The organism is Chamaesiphon sp., from assembly GCF_041737865.1.
Taxonomy (GTDB): domain Bacteria; phylum Cyanobacteriota; class Cyanobacteriia; order Cyanobacteriales; family Chamaesiphonaceae; genus Chamaesiphon.
Genome location: NZ_JBGSQZ010000309.1, coordinates 1 through 18,340, shown reverse-complemented (window position 1 = coordinate 18,340; position 18,340 = coordinate 1). Strand labels below are relative to the sequence as shown.

Annotated in this window: 18 protein-coding genes; 13 read left to right on the top strand and 5 right to left on the bottom strand. The window is 45.6% G+C overall.

Annotated elements, in window-relative coordinates; translation table 11 throughout:
- The first annotated feature begins 42 nt into the window (after positions 1–42).
- On the top strand, positions 43–1,311 hold the full coding sequence (locus ACEW9J_RS23950; protein WP_373547581.1) for a lipid-A-disaccharide synthase: 1,269 nt from the start codon (positions 43–45) through the stop codon (positions 1,309–1,311).
- A gap of 155 nt (positions 1,312–1,466) precedes the next feature.
- Complete coding sequence (locus ACEW9J_RS23945; protein ID WP_373547580.1) at positions 1,467–2,369, top strand: ParA family protein; 903 nt, start codon at positions 1,467–1,469, stop codon at positions 2,367–2,369.
- A 22-nt stretch (positions 2,370–2,391) separates the two neighbouring features.
- On the opposite strand, the gene ACEW9J_RS23940 is transcribed toward ACEW9J_RS23945, so the two are convergent.
- Positions 2,392–3,564, bottom strand: coding sequence for a class I SAM-dependent methyltransferase (locus tag ACEW9J_RS23940; RefSeq protein WP_373547579.1), 1,173 nt, complete (start codon positions 3,562–3,564; stop codon positions 2,392–2,394).
- A gap of 72 nt (positions 3,565–3,636) precedes the next feature.
- Here ACEW9J_RS23940 and ACEW9J_RS23935 point away from each other — a divergent pair, with 72 nt between their 5' ends.
- Positions 3,637–4,581: a DMT family transporter gene (locus ACEW9J_RS23935; protein ID WP_373547578.1), complete on the top strand. Its 945-nt coding sequence runs from the start codon at positions 3,637–3,639 to the stop codon at positions 4,579–4,581.
- A 60-nt stretch (positions 4,582–4,641) separates the two neighbouring features.
- Here the strand turns inward: ACEW9J_RS23935 and ACEW9J_RS23930 are convergent, their stop codons facing one another.
- Positions 4,642–5,631, bottom strand: coding sequence for a LysR family transcriptional regulator (locus tag ACEW9J_RS23930; protein WP_373547577.1), 990 nt, complete (start codon positions 5,629–5,631; stop codon positions 4,642–4,644).
- Between the two features lie 144 nt (positions 5,632–5,775).
- The gene (locus ACEW9J_RS23925; RefSeq protein ID WP_373547576.1) at positions 5,776–6,624 is read right to left on the bottom strand and encodes an alpha/beta fold hydrolase; all 849 of its coding nucleotides are present in this window, start codon (positions 6,622–6,624) and stop codon (positions 5,776–5,778) included.
- A gap of 107 nt (positions 6,625–6,731) precedes the next feature.
- Here ACEW9J_RS23925 and ACEW9J_RS23920 point away from each other — a divergent pair, with 107 nt between their 5' ends.
- On the top strand, positions 6,732–7,157 hold the full coding sequence (locus ACEW9J_RS23920) for a DUF1348 family protein (protein ID WP_373547575.1): 426 nt from the start codon (positions 6,732–6,734) through the stop codon (positions 7,155–7,157).
- Here ACEW9J_RS23920 and ACEW9J_RS23915 read toward each other — a convergent pair.
- Entirely contained in the window at positions 7,154–7,327 is a 174-nt protein-coding gene (locus ACEW9J_RS23915) for a hypothetical protein (protein ID WP_373547574.1), read from the bottom strand. The two genes, ACEW9J_RS23920 and ACEW9J_RS23915, sit on opposite strands and share 4 nt — an antisense overlap.
- A 16-nt stretch (positions 7,328–7,343) precedes the next feature.
- Here ACEW9J_RS23915 and ACEW9J_RS23910 point away from each other — a divergent pair, with 16 nt between their 5' ends.
- The 3 genes from ACEW9J_RS23910 to ACEW9J_RS23900 all read left to right on the top strand — a co-directional run bounded on the left by ACEW9J_RS23910 (position 7,344) and on the right by ACEW9J_RS23900 (position 11,396).
- Positions 7,344–7,910, top strand: coding sequence for a photosystem I assembly protein Ycf4 (locus tag ACEW9J_RS23910; protein WP_373547573.1), 567 nt, complete (start codon positions 7,344–7,346; stop codon positions 7,908–7,910).
- A 236-nt stretch (positions 7,911–8,146) separates the two neighbouring features.
- Entirely contained in the window at positions 8,147–9,385 is a 1,239-nt protein-coding gene (locus ACEW9J_RS23905) for a VWA domain-containing protein (protein ID WP_373547638.1), read from the top strand.
- A gap of 274 nt (positions 9,386–9,659) precedes the next feature.
- A complete protein-coding gene (locus tag ACEW9J_RS23900; RefSeq protein ID WP_373547572.1) occupies positions 9,660–11,396 on the top strand; it encodes an ABC transporter ATP-binding protein/permease in 1,737 nt (578 codons plus the stop codon).
- A gap of 109 nt (positions 11,397–11,505) precedes the next feature.
- Here ACEW9J_RS23900 and ACEW9J_RS23895 read toward each other — a convergent pair whose 3' ends face one another.
- Positions 11,506–12,579 carry an aldo/keto reductase gene (locus tag ACEW9J_RS23895; RefSeq protein ID WP_373547571.1) on the bottom strand — a complete coding sequence of 358 codons (1,074 nt, stop codon included), beginning with the start codon at positions 12,577–12,579 and terminating at the stop codon, positions 11,506–11,508.
- A gap of 306 nt (positions 12,580–12,885) precedes the next feature.
- On the opposite strand from ACEW9J_RS23895, the gene ACEW9J_RS23890 reads away from it, so the two are divergent.
- The 6 genes from ACEW9J_RS23890 to ACEW9J_RS23865 all read left to right on the top strand — a co-directional run bounded on the left by ACEW9J_RS23890 (position 12,886) and on the right by ACEW9J_RS23865 (position 18,206).
- Positions 12,886–13,428 carry a hypothetical protein gene (locus ACEW9J_RS23890; RefSeq protein ID WP_373547570.1) on the top strand — a complete coding sequence of 181 codons (543 nt, stop codon included), beginning with the start codon at positions 12,886–12,888 and terminating at the stop codon, positions 13,426–13,428.
- A 168-nt stretch (positions 13,429–13,596) separates the two neighbouring features.
- A complete protein-coding gene (locus ACEW9J_RS23885; protein WP_373547569.1) occupies positions 13,597–13,827 on the top strand; it encodes a Nif11-like leader peptide family natural product precursor in 231 nt (76 codons plus the stop codon).
- 82 nt (positions 13,828–13,909) lie between these two features.
- Entirely contained in the window at positions 13,910–14,860 is a 951-nt protein-coding gene (locus ACEW9J_RS23880) for a malate dehydrogenase (RefSeq protein ID WP_373547568.1), read from the top strand.
- A 209-nt stretch (positions 14,861–15,069) separates the two neighbouring features.
- Positions 15,070–15,279 carry a hypothetical protein gene (locus tag ACEW9J_RS23875; protein WP_373547567.1) on the top strand — a complete coding sequence of 70 codons (210 nt, stop codon included), beginning with the start codon at positions 15,070–15,072 and terminating at the stop codon, positions 15,277–15,279.
- On the top strand, positions 15,269–16,021 hold the full coding sequence (locus ACEW9J_RS23870) for a fatty acid desaturase (protein ID WP_373547566.1): 753 nt from the start codon (positions 15,269–15,271) through the stop codon (positions 16,019–16,021). Before ACEW9J_RS23875 ends, ACEW9J_RS23870 begins: the two co-directional genes overlap by 11 nt.
- Positions 16,022–16,037: 16 nt before the next feature.
- Positions 16,038–18,206, top strand: a complete 2,169-nt coding sequence (locus tag ACEW9J_RS23865; protein ID WP_373547565.1) for a glycogen debranching N-terminal domain-containing protein — start codon at positions 16,038–16,040, stop codon at positions 18,204–18,206.
- Positions 18,207–18,340 lie beyond the last annotated feature (134 nt).

Here is an 18,340-nt window from a genome sequence, read left to right as displayed (position 1 = left end):
ATCTGTGTATAATTTTTAGATAAGGACACATCTATTCGAGTAATGAACATTATCCAGCTGATCGATATTATCATTCTCTCTAATGGCCCTGGAGAAGTAACGACTTGGGTGCGTCCCGTGGTGCGGGCTTTACGCGCTAAATTGGGTGTGGATCGATCGTCCGTGCGGATTTCCGCAATTTTGTCACCGTGTCCGAATGCTAGTGGTAAGGAAGTTCAGATTTTAAAAACTTATGTAGAGATCGATCGAGTTCAGGGTGCCGAGCATTTTACCAACTTTTTGGTATGGGGTAAAACTGCCGATAACTGGGATTGGCGAGGAAAAGGGATAATTATTTTTCTCGGTGGAGATCAGTTTTTTCCGGTAATAATTGGCAAACGTTTGGGTTATCAAACTGTGGTGTATGCTGAATGGACAGCGAGATGGCATAGTTTGGTCGATCGATTTGCCGTGATGAATAAAGAAGTTATGTCTACAGTCAAGCCGCAATATCTCGATCGATTTACTGTAGTTGGAGATTTAATGGTTGAGACTCAAACTACCGTCGATCCAGCACAAACTACAACCGAAAATAATTCGATAACGATCGGCTTATTACCTGGTTCTAAGGCAGCAAAATTGGGGATGGGGTTGCCATTGATGCTGGCGATCGCCGAACATATTCAAGCGGCTAATCCCCAGGTAAAATTTGTCATTCCCGTCGCTCCGACGATCGAGATTAATACCCTCGCCAGCTATGCCGATCCTACCAAAAATCCCATCATTGCCCTCGTCAATGGTGCCACAGCTACCTTAGAACAGAGCGACACAACTACTCCTTACTTGAAGACAGCAACAGGATTGACTGTAGGATTACACCCCAATTTTCCGGCTTACGACCTGCTATCTGAGTGTACCCTCTGTTTGACCACGATCGGGGCAAATACGGCTGAATTAGGGGGCTTGGGGATACCAATGATAGTTCTGATCGCCACCCAACAAATAGACGCCATGCGTGCCTGGGATGGGGGCTTAGGGATCTTAGTCAATCTACCCTGGTTGGGGACACCGATCGCCAAAATCGTTAACACAATTCTGTATCGCAAATTTAGCAATCGTAAATTAGCATGGCCGAATATTTGGGCAAAAACCGAGATTGTCCCTGAATTATTTGGTCGTCTAGATGCCAAAACCGTAGCAGAATTCACCCTCGATTATCTTCAACATCCCGAAAAATTAGCCGCCATGCGATCGGCATTACGTCAAGTTCGCGGCGAAGCAGGTGCTGCGGACAAGTTAGCGACGATCGTTGAAAACTTACTACAATCTTGAAGTAGGGGCGATTTAGTCTGCCATCGACACTCTGTTTGGGTAAAATTATGTCAACTCGAACTGTAGAAGTGCGATCGAAACCGACTATCATATTTAGCGGTACTTGCTGATGCCTATACCTCATACTCAAGTCAGGGAGCTATTTTTAATAAATCATGGGACTAGTCATCGCCACTGTCAATATGAAAGGAGGTGTCGGTAAAACCACCCTCACAGTCAATCTAGCTGCTTGTCTTGCCAAACTGCATGGGAAGCGCGTACTAGTCGTAGATCTTGACACTCAGATTAGTGCTACTCTGAGCCTAGTCACACCTCAAGACTTTGCTAAAATTCGGCGCGAAAAAAAGACGATTAGTTATTCGATCGCTAAAGTCCTCAAACCAAATGCTCGCTACAAATTTGATACGAAAGATCTAATTACTCCCGATGTTTGTTGGGTCAAAGGGTTGGACTTATTAGCAGGAGATATCGATATCTATGATGAATTCCTAGTATCCGAGAAACTTCATCAAGAAACGATCGATAATCCCAATACAGATTTTATTGATGTCTGGAATGGATTTGAGGGTTCTCTGATCAAAGATATTTTGGCTCCCGTAATTAATGACTATGATTTTATCATCCTCGACTGTGCCCCTGGCTACAATCTTCTAACTAGAAGTGGGATTATGGCGAGTCATTTTTATATCATGCCAGCTCGCCCTGAACCGCTATCTCTAGTCGGAATGCAGTTGTTAGAACGACGAATTAACAAGCTACGTGAAACTCACGAAGATGATAAAAATTGTTTAGAAAGTAGCTTGCTGGGGATAGTTTTTATTCTTTCGGGTAGTACTTTATTTGCTCGTTATTACGATCGAGTGATGGAACGCGTCACCCAAGACTTTGATGCGAGTAGAATATTTCAGACTCGGATTCCGATGGATGTAAATGTCGCTAAAGCGAGCGATAGTTTTCAACCTGTGGCGATCGAAAATCCTAGCTCGGCTGGTTCTAAAGCATTTGTCAAACTGAGTCAGGAATTATTGAATAAGGTTCAGCAGCTCGTGGGGGAGTAGTAAATAGTGGAATTACTTTCTACTAACCCAACTTGCTGGAATTTGGAGATAAACCATTTAATAAAATTTCTTGTTCTTTAGGGATCAATCCCTTGCTTTGGATTAATATCCCAAACTTACCCAACCCCATCGGATCGATTAATTGATGTAAGTTTTGACGACGACGGAGTAAGGATTGAATATCGTCGCCACTACTAGAAATTGTCGCGATTCTATCTCCTAAACCCAATGCCATCAAAAACATTCCTTGCTGAATGAATCCAACTGTTTGTAATCCTAATAACTCACCCTGATTTTGAAGTGCAGTAAAGTCTACATGAGCTGTGAGATCTTGATTGCCAATATTGATATATGGATCGTGATGATGGGCATGTTGATAGTAGCACTGTAAAGTACCTTGAGTACGCATGGGATTGTAATATCGATCGGCTGTGTAGCCATAATCGATCGAGATAATATAGCCTCGTTGCAACTTTTTAAAAACCTGCTCCAACCATTCCAATGCTGCTAAATTTACTTCTGTTCTATATCCATCTGGATATTTACCACTTATTAAGTCGATCTGGTTTAGTTGCCAGTATTCATTTAATTTAGCTGTAGATAGTTCATCGATTGTCTCATTAAATATTCGCTCTTTATCGCCGATACTCACATAAACCTCTTGCAGTTTATCCTCTACCACTACGACTTGATGTACCCCAAAAGCGTCGATTAGTTCGTTCGATAAAAAACAACCGACGATCGATCGATCGGCTATTTCTGTCCATTCACACCAACGCACGGGCAAATCTATTAATTTAGATTGTTGTGCTATAATCATCGCTGGTGCGGTTTCGATAATAATGTAATCGATCGATTGAAAAAAATCGGGATGTACTCGACTGGTATAATTCAAGATTTGAGCGGCTAATAATCCTTGCCCAGCACCCATTTCAACGATACTAAATAGCAGTGGCTCCCCTAATATCTGCCAAATTTGGTATAGTTGAATTGCTAACATCTCACCGAAATCGTCAGCTAAATGAGGCGATGTCAAAAAGTCACCACTTTCGCTAATTCTGTCAGCATTGCTAGCGTAATATCCATGCTGAGGATGATACAATACCGATGTCATATAGTCAGCAAAAGTAATCCGTTGCTGTGGGCAATTATTAATACGATTGGTGATGACTTTAATTAAATTTATATTATCCATTAATCTATTTTTCTGCTGCGTCGATCCGATAATTTTCGATCGGATCGAAATTATTAACTAATACCTAGATTCATGGAACTTCATCGGACGACGGGCAACTGGCGGTTGGGATTGGGATTATCACTGATTACTGTAGTTTTGTGGGGACTAGTACCAGTTGCACTAGCGATTGTCCTCAACAAGTTAGATACCTATACAATTAACTGGTTTCGGTTTGCTACTGCATTTATTTTACTAGGTTGTTACCTAGTAAAACAAGGGAATTTACCTAAACTAGAGCGATTGAGAGCGGTACCACTATATTTATTTGCGATCGCAATTATTGGTTTGGCGGGTAACTATATCTTTTTTGTGATGGGATTGAAAGCTACTTCGCCTTCTCATGCTGAAGTTTTGATTCAATCAGCAGGTGCATTTTTGAGTTTGGGAGGACTACTAATTTTCAAAGAACGTTATACCCGTTATCAATGGATGGGCGTAGGCGTTTTGATTGCTGGATTTATGGGCTTCTTTTACGAGCAACTGAAAGTATTAGCCACTGAAAGCGTTGGCGGAGCCTCTCCTTTGGAGAATCGATATATTAGTGGTAGTATCATGTTAATCGTCGCTGGCATCAGTTGGGCGATTTACGCATTGATTCAAAAGCAGTTATTAACTAAATTAGATTCTACACACATTATGTGGGTGATTTATGGTGCGTGTGGGTTGTTATTCCAGACTATGGCTAAACCCCAAACTCTCCTTCAGCTTAATTCGATCGAGTGGATAGCACTGATTTTCTGTGGTTTGAATACAGTAATTGCCTATGGAGCTTTTGCTGAATCTCTGCAACATTTAGAAGCTTCAAAAGTCAGTGCAATTTTGGCTTTAGCTCCAATCTTCACCATTGTATCGATGAGTATCACGGCTTGGCTAGCACCTGGATTAGTCACACCAGAACGCATTACTTCACTCGGATTACTCGGCGCAATTCTCGTCGTCGCTGGCTCCATGTCAATCTCATTAGGCAAGAGCTAGGCTTTAGGCTTTAGGTGATGGGAATATATTTAAACTATCAATTATCAATTATCAATTAATTTAACCATCTTCATCAATATCAATTTCTGGTTTCACTCGCTTGGAGAAAAGTTTACCTGCATCCCAAGCATATGTAGTAAAATCAGGCAAGATTTCTTGAGCAAAAGCTTCGGCAGCTTTAGAACGATAACGGTTGGGATTGACGATCACAGACAGCATTCGATCGATCGCTACACCGTCGATATAGACACGCCGTAAGGTACCATTTTCGATCTCTCTTTCGATCGCTGATGAAGAGACAAAAGCTGCACCTAAACCTGCTTGTACGGCATTTTTAATCGCTTCGATCGAATTGAGTTCCATCTCAATTTTCAAGCGGTTGGGATCGATCCCACATCTGGTTAAGACTCGATCGATCGCTTTTCTGATTGTAGATTGGGAATCTAGTGAAATAAACTGGAGCTTGTAGAGATCCTCTTTGGGGATACTCTTCATCTGGGCAAAACTATGGTTGGTGGGTAGAATTAGGGCAAATTCATCCTCAGCATAGGGTAAAATATCTAGAGATTCTTGTAACTCCGCCGGAACCTCTCCACCGATAATTGCTAGATCTACCTGTCCGTTTGCCACACTCCAAGCCGTTCTGCGCGTAGAATGAACGTGCAACTGAACTGATACATCGGGATACTTTTGCCGAAATACGCCGATCATCCGAGGGAGTAAATAGGTACCTGTAGTCTGAGACGCACCGACAATGAGACTACCACCTTGAAGATTTTGCAGATCCTCGATCGCGCGACAGGTTTCTTGACAAAGTGTGATAATCTTTTCGCCATAACTGAGCAATAAGTGTCCGGCTTCCGTCAGTTGCGCTCGTCTTCCACCGCGATCGAACAGTGGCACATCTAATTGACGTTCGAGATTCTGTACCTGTAAACTGACCGCAGGTTGAGACACATATAAACTATCAGCGGCGCGCTTAAAACTTCCCTCCGCAGCAATTGCCTTGAGAATCCGTAACTGATCCAGGGTGAAAGGCAGGTCAGACATAGCAGTGAGCGTGTAAAATTAGTAGCGATAAACTATCGACTCTCATTGACAGTACCATATACCATCGATACTTGGTTCCTGACTGAGATAATTTTGGATTTTGGATTGAAATCCAATCCAATAGCGTCAAACCCCGAACATTTACTAATTTTGACGACGGTGCAAAAATGGCAATAGTGATGCCTTAATCTCAGCATAACAGTGTTCTTGAGGATAATGTGCAGCGGTTGATAAAGTGACCAACTCACCTTGCTTTAAGGATTTAACACTCGCTTGGGCTTGCGCGAGATCGAGCCAAGGGTCATTGATTCCCCAGATAATTTGGATTGGTAGATCTAATTGTGGCAGTCCCATCGTAATTTCAGTTAGGGATTGGGCTAGTCTGAGATTGCGAATAGTCGCCAATAACGATCGACCAGGTGCAGAACTTTTGAGATATGGTTTACGATAGATCTCCAGATACTCATCCTCGATCGCCGATTTAGAGCCAGCTTCTAATGTTCGCTCGACTGAGAGTGGATCTTGAACTAACATTTCTCCCGCGATCGGCAATCCCAATTGTGTTAACTTCCAAGGTAGCTTGGCACCAGTCGTCAGCGGTGCATTGAGAATTACTAACTTGTCTATGCGATCGGGATAACGGATCGCATATTGGATGCCTACAGTGCCTAAAAAGCCCTGAATGACTAACGAAAAGCGATCGATACTCAAACTATCGACCATCCTAGCAAAAGCTGCTACAAAGGCATCTGGAGTGTAGGCAAAATCTCGGTTTTCTGGCTTACAAGAATTCCCAAAGCCAATCCAATCTGGGGCAATTGTCCTGATGCCCTGTTCGGCTAATGATGGCATTAAGCCCCGCCACATCAAACTTTGAGCGGGTAATCCATGCAGGAGGATGACTGTTTGCGGCTGTTCCCCGCTGACTGGTAATTCCCGATAGCACCACTCTAGCGAATCAACTTTAATCAGATTTTTAGTAATTTTAGCCACAATTGGTTCCAGAAATAAGCCATTCTCAGTCTAGACTGCGATCGCCTCTCCGCTCGAAAATAGCTCCCAAAACACCACCACAGATAATCCTACCCCAAAACAAACCGATGGAAACTAAACCACCGTTGCCACCATTTACCCTAGAAACCGCTACAGCTAAAGTACAGGCGGCTGAGGATGCCTGGAATAGTCGCGATCCAGCACGCGTAGCATTAGCTTATACCGAAGACTCAGAGTGGCGGAATCGCTCGGAATTTTTGAGCGGACGCACCAATATTAGAGAGTTTCTGACTCGTAAGTGGGCAAAAGAACTGGACTACCGCCTCAAAAAAGAACTTTGGTGTTTTATGGATGATAAGATTGCGGTGCGGTTTGAGTATGAGTACCACAATGAGGCTGGTGAATGGTATCGGGCTTATGGTAATGAGAACTGGGAATTTGCTCCCAATGGGCTGATGATGCGACGGTTTGCCAGTATCAATGATGTCCCAATTACCGCAGCCGATCGGCAGTTTCGCTGGGAAAGAGTCTAGACTATTGTGTGCCAAGGTAGGGGCAATTGATGAATCGTCCCTACCTTGGGATAAATGAAGAAGCGTAAAAATTGCGGGTAAATTCGATCGAGTTGCCGATCGATCGGTAATAGTAGGTAGAGATACTCGCAATTGTGCTTGGCACAGGCAGCGCAAACGACGGATAGCAAAACTAATTTATTTAAAATGTCTACTACAGCAGTCACCGAAAATCGGACAGTTTTATCCCAACCAGTATTGGGTTCGCGCCGTTTTAGTAACTTTTTTTGGGCGGTAGTCGTCTCCATTGGTGGGATTGGATTTCTACTGGCTGGACTCTCTAGCTATTTCAAAGTTAACTTGCTACCTGTCAGCAATCCGATCGTCCTCTCATTCATTCCTCAAGGGATCGCACTGACTTTCTATGGTGTCGCTGGTACTCTGCTCGCCACTTATCTGTGGGTGGCAATCAGTCTCGATATCGGCGGCGGCTATAATAAGTTCGATCGAGAGGCTGGCGAGATTACGATTTTTCGGAATGGTTTTCCAGGCAAAAATCGTCGGATCGAACTCAAGAGCGATCTGGCTGACGCTCAAGCAGTCAGAGTCGATATCAAAGATGGACTCAGCCCTCGCCGTACCCTCTACGTCCGAATCAAAGGTCGTCGGGAAATCCCCCTCACTCGTATCGGCGAACCGATTTCACTGACTGAGCTAGAAACCCAAGGTGCAGATTTAGCAAAGTTTTTGGGTGTACCACTGGAGGGACTGTAAATTAGTGGATGGTGAATGGCGAAAAGTGCGGTCTTGGGGTCTCCCCAAGTAGAGCACCTTTTCAAGACAGTGAATGGTGGATAAGGTTTAATACAACTCAGGTGTGGATGTAGTTGAATAAAGATAAAATCCAAAATCCCCAAAATTTAACCACCAACTCTGTTTTTCCATTGACTATTCACCATTCACCATTCACCATCCACCATCCACCATTCACCATTGAGGAGTTGAATCCGATGCAAGTTGCGCTCGAAACTGTAATCAGCGATCCGCAGGTAGATATCAGCCAAGGTAGCACCCAACGTCAGCTATCGATCGAAGTATCAGCCCTGGCGGAGCCTGAAGATCGTCAATTACCATTAAATTTATGTCTGATTTTAGACCATAGCGGCTCGATGAAAGGGACACCGCTGAGTACTGTCAAACAAGCGGCGCGGGAATTGATTAACGGGTTGAAACCTGAAGATCGATTATCGATCGTCGCTTTCGATCATCAGGCAGAAGTTGTTGTCCCATGTCAACAAGTCACCGATCCTACAGATATTTTTGCACGGATTGACAAACTGCAAGCGGCTGGCGGTACTGCGATCGATGCTGGGATCAAATTGGGCATCACCCAGCTACTCGAAGGTAGAAAGGATCGGGTATCGCATGGATTTATCCTCACCGATGGGGAAAACGAACACGGTGATGACGCTCGATGTATTAAATTAGCTGGATTTGCCACCGAGAGTAATATCACCCTCAATACCCTGGGCTTTGGTGAAAACTGGAACCAGAATATCCTCGAACAAATCGCCGATACTGCCGCAGGTACCCTCGCCTACATTGCCGAAGCAGCTCAAGCCGTCAGTGAATTTGGACGGATCTTCAATCGGATGCAGTCAGTCGGATTGACAAATGCTTATCTCCAACTAGAATTAAAACCCAAAGTCCGACTCGCCGAACTCAAACCAGTCGCTCAAGTTGCGCCCGATACCATCGAACTAGCTGTCGAGGATGATGGTAATCTTCACATCGTCCGCCTCGGTGACTTGATGAAGGGGCTGTCTCGGGTAATTCTGGTAAATACCTATATCGGACAACTAGCTGAAGGCGAACAAGCGATCGCGACTCTCCAAATCCGCTATGACAACCCTGCCAAAGGTTTAACCAATCTCCTGACGCCACCGCAAGCTGTGAATGTGACTGTCACCCGCAATCCACAACCACAAGTTGAAAGCAAAGTCCAACAACAGACACTCGCACTAGCCAAATATCGTCAAACCCAACTCGCCGAGCAAAAGCTCCAACAAGGAGATCGCGCTGGTGCAGCCACTCTGCTCCAAACTGCTGCTAAAACTGCACTCCAAATGGGTGACACTAATGCTGCTACCGTGCTCCAATCCAACGCCACCATCCTTCAAGGCGGAGAAGATCTCTCGGAAGCAGACAAGAAAAAAACCAGAATTGTGTCGAAGACTATTCTACAGTAGCAACCGCCACATCGATTGGATCGGGCTGACGATCCAATCGATCGCAATAGACCTCCTGTGAAAGTAATTGAACAAAGGCGGACGCGAATCCCTACCCCTACCCCTTACTACCCTCTACCCTCTACCCTCTACCCTCTAATCACAGTTAACCTCCGACTTTCCCAAGAGGTCTATTGTGTTAGAGGGCGAATTTTTCTAACCAGCGATCGATGATGCAGTCGATCGATAATCGGTACAATGCAAGAAATAATCGCGGCTGTAAGTGACAAAAGCAATGCAAAGATTTAATTTAGTCATCTTCAGACAGTTTTGGTCGATCGCCAAATCCTACTGGTCGAGCGAGGATAAATGGAGGGCGCGGGGACTATTATTAGCAGTAATCTTACTATCATTGGGATACACCGGATTGAGTGTACTGCTCAACAACAAGCGAGGCGTACTGATCTCCGCTCTTTCTGCCCATGATGAAGCTAGATTCTGGCAAACAATCCTCATCTTTACGGGGACATTAGTTGTTTATGCACCCCTTTATGCTGGCTATGTGTATTTGCGCGATCGGTTGGGTGTAGAGTGGCGACAATGGCTGACTGGCAATCTGATCGATCGCTACTTTCAGAATCGAGCCTTTTACAATCTCAATTATGCCGAAGCCAATATCGACAATCCCGATCAGCGGATTGCTGAAGATATCAAAAGTTTTACTCACGAATCGCTGACACTCTTGCTGGCGGTAGTCGATTCGCTGCTGGCAATAGTAGCGTTTACAAGCGTATTGTGGGGCATCTCCCAACCTTTGATCTTGTTTCTGGTCATTTATGCGGTTATTGGTACCCTCACGACGGTGGGGGTATTCGGACAGCCGTTAATGCGGCTGAATTTCGAGCGGCTGAAAACAGAAGCTGACTTCCGGTTTAGTTTGGTACGAGTGCGAGAAAATGCCGAAGCGATCGCCTTTTATCAAGGAGAGCAATACGAAGCCGATCGGATTAAAGGCAGGTTTGCAGAAGTTTTTGATAACTTCAAACGCTTAATATTTTGGGAATTAAATCTCAATATTTTAACTAATGCCTACGAATTTATTCCCTTTATTCTCCCTGCAATTGTAGTCGCACCTGGTATTTTCGCAGGTGAATTAGAAGTTGGTAAAGTTACAGAAGCTCAAGGAGCTTTCATTCGGATCTTTTTCTCGCTCAATCTCATTGTGGCGCGGTTTCAATCTCTAACTACTTTTGGTGCGGGTGTCGAACGTTTGTCTAGTTTTCTGGAGTCTTTAGATCTCCAAGCTCCGGTTGTGAATGCGGAAGGTACACCAACGACGATCGAGACTGAAGCGATCGGTAGTGATGAACCGCTGACAGCACAGCGGCTAGAGTTGGCACACATGACGCTGCAAACACCCAACCGCGAACGAACTTTAATTAAAGATTTATCTGTCGAGCTATCAACAGGTGAAGGCTTATTGATCAGAGGGCCGAGCGGTTGTGGGAAAAGTTCTTTACTCAGAGCGATCGTTGGATTGTGGGATGCAGGTTCGGGCAAAATTATTCGCCCGCCATTGGCACAAATGCTGTTTTTACCCCAACGACCTTATATGGTCTTGGGAACATTGCGGGATCAATTGCTGTATCCACACATGGACGAATCAATTGAAGATACTTATTTGAGTAAAATTTTGATTCAGGTAAATTTACCAGATTTAGAACGACAACATGGCGGATTTGATACCGAACAAAATTGGGCGCAGGTATTATCTTTGGGCGAACAACAACGGTTGATTTTCGCGAGATTATTAATTAATAAACCTCGTTATGCAGTTTTGGATGAGGCAACTAGTGCCCTAGATGCTCAGAACGAAAAACAGTTATATCAACAGCTTCGTGATTCTGGCATGACATTTTTGAGTGTCGGACATCGGGAAAGCTTGAGCGATTATCACCAATCAATTTTAGATATATCTACCGATCGATCCTGGTCGCTAACAACCTCAGAGCAAGAGCGATCGCAGAAATAGCAGCTCTGACTCCACTTTTTAGTTACAAATTAGACATTTAGTGTGAATGGTGAATGGTGAATGGTGAGTTACAAATGTCTATTCCTTGGGTGGGAAAGGAGTAGCTCGATTAGCCCATAAGTGCTGGATTCTGAGCTGTAGTGTCAAACTGACTGGTGGTTTTGTAAAGTTCGTACTTGCCGTTGACAGCCGCTGTTCGAGTTCGATCGAGCAGGGCAGTCACTTGGGCTGGAGTCATGGGTTTGAAGGTACGTACTGCCTCAAATGCTTGGTCGAGCAGTTGGATGCTATCGATCCCAGCGATCGTGGTCGAAGTGGGTAGATTTAGCCCATAATGAAGACATTCGATCGGCGTGACGGTGTTGCTTCTGAGAATATATGGGTCGCCCATCGATTTCATCCCCAGCACGCCGATCTGGTTTTTGACAAGTATGGGTAAGACTTGCTTCTCAAAGCTGCGAAAATGAGCATCCATGACATTGAGCGGCATTTGTACCGTATCGAAGCGAAAGTTGTTTTGAGCCGCCACCTGGAGCATTTGGAGGTGAACTAAGGGGTTTTTATGACCTGTAAAGCCGATGTAGCGAATTTTTCCAGCTTTCTGAGCGGCGACGACTGCTTCCATTGCTCCTCCAGGGGCAAAAATGAGATCGGGGTCTTCAAACCGTAGTATCTCATGATGTTGCATTAGATCGATATAATCGGTTTGTAATGCTTTCAAGGATTCGTCGATTTGCATCATTGCGGCTCCTTTGGTGCGACCATCAATCTTGGTCATCAAAAAAGCTTTTTGACGATAACCGCCCTTGAGAGCTGCTCCCATCCAACGTTCGCTGCGACCATTATGGTAGTCCCAAGAGTTATCCATGAAATTGATGCCTCGATCGAGTGCCGCCCGAATTAGCTTGATGCTGTCCTGCTCCTCTCTGATTTTACCGATATGGAAACCACCCAAACCGATCGCCGAAACTTGCTGTCCAGTGCTTCCTAGCAGCCGATAGAGCATTTCACCCTTTTTGGTGCTGGCAGGGGTACTAGCTAATAATGAATCTGCTACCAGCGATGGCTCGACTGGTTCTTCCTGAGCTAGCAGGTGTTTGAAAAGTCCCTCCGAAGCGATCGCCCCAGCAATTAATCCTGAAGTTGCAGTCGTCTTGAGTAAATCTCGTCTGCTAATGTCCATGATGGATATCTCTAGATCGCTAGTTGTGTAATTGCTCGATGTTGGTTGCCAAATGGAGATGTTTTGTTTGTCACTAAAGGCTATAGCGGGATGGAACATCGGCAACTTCTAGATTTTAAAGAGCTAGTTTGACGATCGTATCTGTCTAATGAAGTATTTGAAGTGGATCGATTCCCCCTGAAAAGATCTCAAAGGTGTTCTATAAAGGCATATGGGTCGATTAAAGATTATCTTCACTTTGACAGATAAAATACAAAACCTTTAGTTTTAGGATAAGAAATTGACTCCTAATCTAAGAAAGCAGCGATGGCATCAGCACGTAAAAATGCAGTGGGCATGTTTCCAGAACTTCAGCAAATCGAGTCAGCCATGAGTCAACTCCAAGCGAATGGGTTTTCCATGAACAATGTCTCAATTGTCGATCCCCACGCCGATGGCAATGTGACAGTAGGCAAATTGCAAGATCCAGTTGTAGAATCTCCAGCAGATTTAACCCGTGACAAACCGATCGATCGGATTGGGCATGGAGCTGTGGGCGCGGGGGCAGTGGGAGGTGCGGCTGGTGGCGTAGTTGCTGGGCTGACGACCTTGGCGTTTCCCGCTTTTAGTGGGGCGGTCGTTTTGCTCGGTATGGCTGCTGGAGCCTTTTATGGGGTGGTGTCGGGTGGGTTGCTCAGTAACGAGATCGGGATTACTTTATCCGAGGAGCAAGCCTCACATTACACCGATCTATCGGCACAAGGAAATTACCTGGTAGTAATTAAAGGTACCGCCATCGATATCGATCGAGCTGAGTCGATTCTCAAAGCTGCAAACGTTCAAGAGTGGATGGTGTTCGATCGGGTTTAAGTTATCTACTCTCTTTTTAGTGACAAATTAGACATCCAGTGTAGGGGTGGATGGTGGATAGTGGATGGTGAATAGACGACCGACATGACAGATCGAGATTGTCTATTTTTTGAGAGGTCAGGGAGTATGACTAGTCGATCGATTCAATATATACAACCGAAAAAAATTATGACTAACGAAAAAGCAACTCAATTTCAAAATGCCATTAAACAAGATCCGAGTTTGAAGGCGAAACTTACAGCAGTAAAAGGCGATGTCGAGGCTTGTAGCAAAATCGCCAAAGAGCACGGGTATGACTTAACACCAACAGAACTTCAAGCGGCATTAAGCCAAGAGTCGAATGAAGAATTGGCGCAAATCGTCAATCCAGGTGTCGAACCCAGACAGCAATTAACCTAGAGGACGCTATTAAATTAATTGATAATTGAGGTTTTAGGATTGGGATTGAAATCTCTACTCTTTGTTGATTGGGAAATATTTGATGAGTCTAAAAGCGGCAAAAATTGGGATCGTTGGTGCGGGTAATGTTGGTGCAACGCTTGCGTATGGGCTGATGCTACTGAGGATCGGGGTGACGATCGTTTTATTCGATCGCACCTTGTCCAAAGCTGAGGGTGAAGCATGGGATATCGAAGATGCGATCCCGCTTTGTGCCGATCTTGATGTAGTGCCTACGGATCGTTATGCGGATTTGGCGGACTCGGATCTAATTGTGGTGACGGTTGGCGCACCCAATCAAGCTGGGGAAGATCGACTGGAGATGCTGGGGCGCAACGCGGAGATCTTACGGGCGGTGATGCAGGAACTCGATCGAGTCGCACCGACAGCGATTGTCATTATCGTTAGCAATCCGGTGGATGTGTTGACGCGGATCGCCATTGAAGAATCCCTGCGTCCAGAACACCGGATTATCGGCGCGGGAACTGTACTCGATACCGCTCGACTATGCTATCAACTCGGTAAGCAATTTGATGTCGATCGACAAGACGTTCGAGGGTATATAATTGGCGAACATGGCGACAGCGAACTAATTGTGTGGTCGAGCGTGACGATCGGGGCTATTCCCCTCACCGCCTTTCTCACTCCAGAAATAACGCTCGAATCGCTCAAACAAGGCTACACCGAAGCTACCCGCAGACGCGGTTACGAAATTTTACAACGTAAAGGTCATACTAGCTATGGTGTTGCCACGGTAGTGACTCAGATCGTCGATGCGATCTGGCGCGACGCCAACAAGATTTTTACCGTATCAGTCAGACCCCATCCTGGATATCAGATCGATCGAAGTATTGTCTTGGGTTTACCGTGCATTATCGGCAAACGGGGGATCGAACGTCCATTATTGTTACCACTAAATGCTGAGGAACAAAAATTACTCGATCGATCTGCGTTACGGTTGAGTGATGCGTATGAGAAATTAGTCACCAGTTGACATGCTGGGCGTCTATGCAAGCACCAACGGATTCGCTATGCTAAAGGCAAGGCTAACGCCAACACTGCAAGACGTGCAGTCCAATTTGAACTACCTCTATCAAAAGTTATAGATAATATTATATTTATTTACATAGAAAGATACAGAATATATCCTAGAGTTTCTGCTTTAATTAAGGGTATCAAAAGTAAATTGGAAAGTCTTCATCCATGACTGCAATAGCGATCGAGGTACATAGATTTCAGCCAGCTCAACGCGTCAGATTTGTGGGTGGAGAAGGAATCGTGCGAAATTTGAAACTCGAAACTGGAACATGGAAGTATCTGGTGGAGATGCCAATGGGCGATGAACCAAGTTTTGGTAGAGTAGGTGCAGAGACAATGGTATTACTTAGCGAGACAGAATTGCGTGCAGCATGAACCAAAATCGCAGCCATTAACAGGACTACTAGTTGCGTCAATCATCGTGGTACTCTGGCTCGGTAGCTGGATATCCCTCTTATTTACAGATATTACCAAGTTGACACCCTTGCTCATTTTAGTGGCAATTGTCGGGCGCACGTTTATCCAGACGGGATTATTTATCGTCGCCCATGATGCCATCCACGGAGTAGTAGTTCCAGGAAATCGACGATGGAATCAACGGATCGGACAATTTGCGCTGATGCTTTACGCGTTACTACCTTATCAGAAACTCGCTCTCAATCATGGGCAGCACCATCAGCAGCCAGGGCGGGTAGGCGATCCAGACTTTCATGATGGCATTCACTCCAGTATCTTTCGCTGGTATCTAAAATTCATGATCGGATACCTAGACAATAGACAACGGATCGTCTTGTTTTTTGGGATCGGGGTGGTATTTCATACCCTTAATTTAAAATTTCACGTACCGATCGCCAACCTATTTTTGTTTTGGATCTTCCCGATCGTATTTAGCTCGATGCAGTTATTTGTATTTGGCACTTATCTACCACATCGTGGCTCCACAAGTGATGCCGAAATCGCGGCAAATTCTCACAACGCCAGCAGCAGCAATTATCACCCGATTTTATCATTCTTAACCTGCTATCACTTTGGTTATCACTGGGAGCATCACGAATATCCCTTTCTGCCTTGGTACGGCTTACCAGCCGCCCGTCAAGTGACTAACGCCGAACAGTAACACGGAGCAAATATTCATGTCGGCAAAAGTTGCACTGGTAACGGGACAAATCACGATTAATGATGGCGGTTCGTTTCTATTGACGGCTGCGGATGGCTCGATCGACGATCTCCGCGCTCAAGGATTTTTTGTCCGCGATACCCGCCTGATTTCTTACTACGGACTCTCGATCGACAGGAAACCACTGACTCTACTCACTTCTAGTGCGATCTCTCATCGAGTGGCGCGGTATGAGTTTACTAGTCCCAAATTGTTGACAGCGCATGGGATCGTACCAGCCAAAAAACTGCTAGTCAGTCTGAGGCGCGACATTATGGGTGGAATGCACGAGGATATCAGTGTCACCAATCATCATCAAGAACGCGTCGAAATTCAGTTAATGCTGGCAATTCGTTCGGACTTTGTGGATGTTTCGCGGGTTAAAGCCCAAGAATTTTATACAGAAGGTCGGATGGAGACAACTTGGGCAAACGATCTGCTCACAAATACCTACTGCAATGGTTCGTTTAGTAGGGGTCTGCGGATTCAATCCAAAGGCGCAAGTTCGCCCCCGCGCTATTCTAATGGTCGATTGGTGTTCGATATTGCCCTCGATCCTGGTGAGAGCTGGCATACCTGCATCAACTATATCGCCTTGGTAGATGGCGAAGAACTAGTGCCAAAACATACCGATGCGGAGACCGATGCGACTCCAGCAGGCGAACAGATGGCTAGCTATCTAGAAGTGGCAACTCATCTACGCTCTTCCAATCGGGAAGTCGAGCAAACCTATTACCAAGCCCTAACCGATCTAGCCGCATTGAGAATTCCAGTCGATGGCGGTGGTAACACAGTCTGGATTCCAGCCGCTGGCATTCCCTGGTTTGTCGCTATATTTGGGCGAGATCCATTGATTACTAGTCTGCAAACGATGTCTGTCGCACCAAATCTCGCCCAGGGGACACTGCTGAAATTAGCCCAATTACAGTCAGCCGAATTTAATGATTGGCAAGATGCTGAACCTGGCAAGATTTTGCACGAACTGCGGCGGGGAGAACTCGCACAACTCGATCGAATCCCTTCGGCACCTTATTACGGCGCGATCGATACCACTCTATTATGGATTATTACTCTAGCTGAAACCTATAATTGGACGGGCGATCGGCAACTGCTCGATGACTGTAGTAAACCGCTAGCAAAAGCACTGCACTGGATCGATAAATATGGCGACTTCGACGGCGATGGTTTTGTCGAGTATTGCAGCCGCTCAAAAAATGGTATCCAAAATCAAGGGTGGAAAGATTCGGGAGATGCAATTCGGGCGGCAGATGGGACGATCGTGAATGCGCCGATTGCCCTGTGTGAGACTCAAGGACAGGTCTATGACGCTTGGTTGAGGGCAGCAGATCTCTACGATGTGCTGGGCGAGTCAGACCGCGCTCGATCGCTCCGCCAGCAAACCGAGCAGCTCTACGTCAGATTCAACGATCGATTCTGGATGGAGGATGAGGGTTTTTATTGTCTGGGATTAGATAGTAATAAACAGCAGATTCGATCGATCGCTTCCAATGCTGGACAGTTGCTCTGGTCGGGGATCGTCCCCCCAGAGCGGGCACACCAAATGGTGCAACGATTGTTTCAGCCCGACTTATGGTGCGGTTGGGGAATTCGGACACTTTCAGCCAAACATCCCGCCTACGACCCGATCGGCTACCACACAGGCAGTGTTTGGGCGCACGACAACTCATTCATCGCCGCCGGACTCAAACAATATGGCTACCACACCGAAGCCAACCAGATTGCCGAAGGAATTTTTGCAGCAGCTAGTTCATTTCAATCCAACCAGATGCCCGAACTATTCGGCGGCATCGCGAGATCGCCAGAAAACTTTCCCGTTCCCTACGTCGATGCCAACATCCCCCAAGCATGGGCAGCCGGATCGATGCCCTGGCTGATTAGCACGATGTTGGGATTACAAGCTGATGCCCCAAATCGACGATTACAAGTCCAACCAATGCTACCAAGCTGGTTGCCAGACCTACAACTTACCAATATCCACGTCGGCGATGCCCAAGTAGACTTAGACTTTTGGCGCGAAGGCGATCTCACCCACTGGAAAGTCGTGCGTCAAGTTGGCGAATTAGAAGTCATCGATCTTCCCGATTGCCGAGGAGGATCGCAAGTTAGCAATTTATCATCACCGTAATTGCGATCGTAATTATGGTAGTGATAAATCAACAGAACATCTATTCAGACTACATCCTAGCCCAAAAACTCGAAATAAAATCTAGAATAAAGTGAATGCCGCACCACGCTCCACACAGATCGAACCTTACGCAG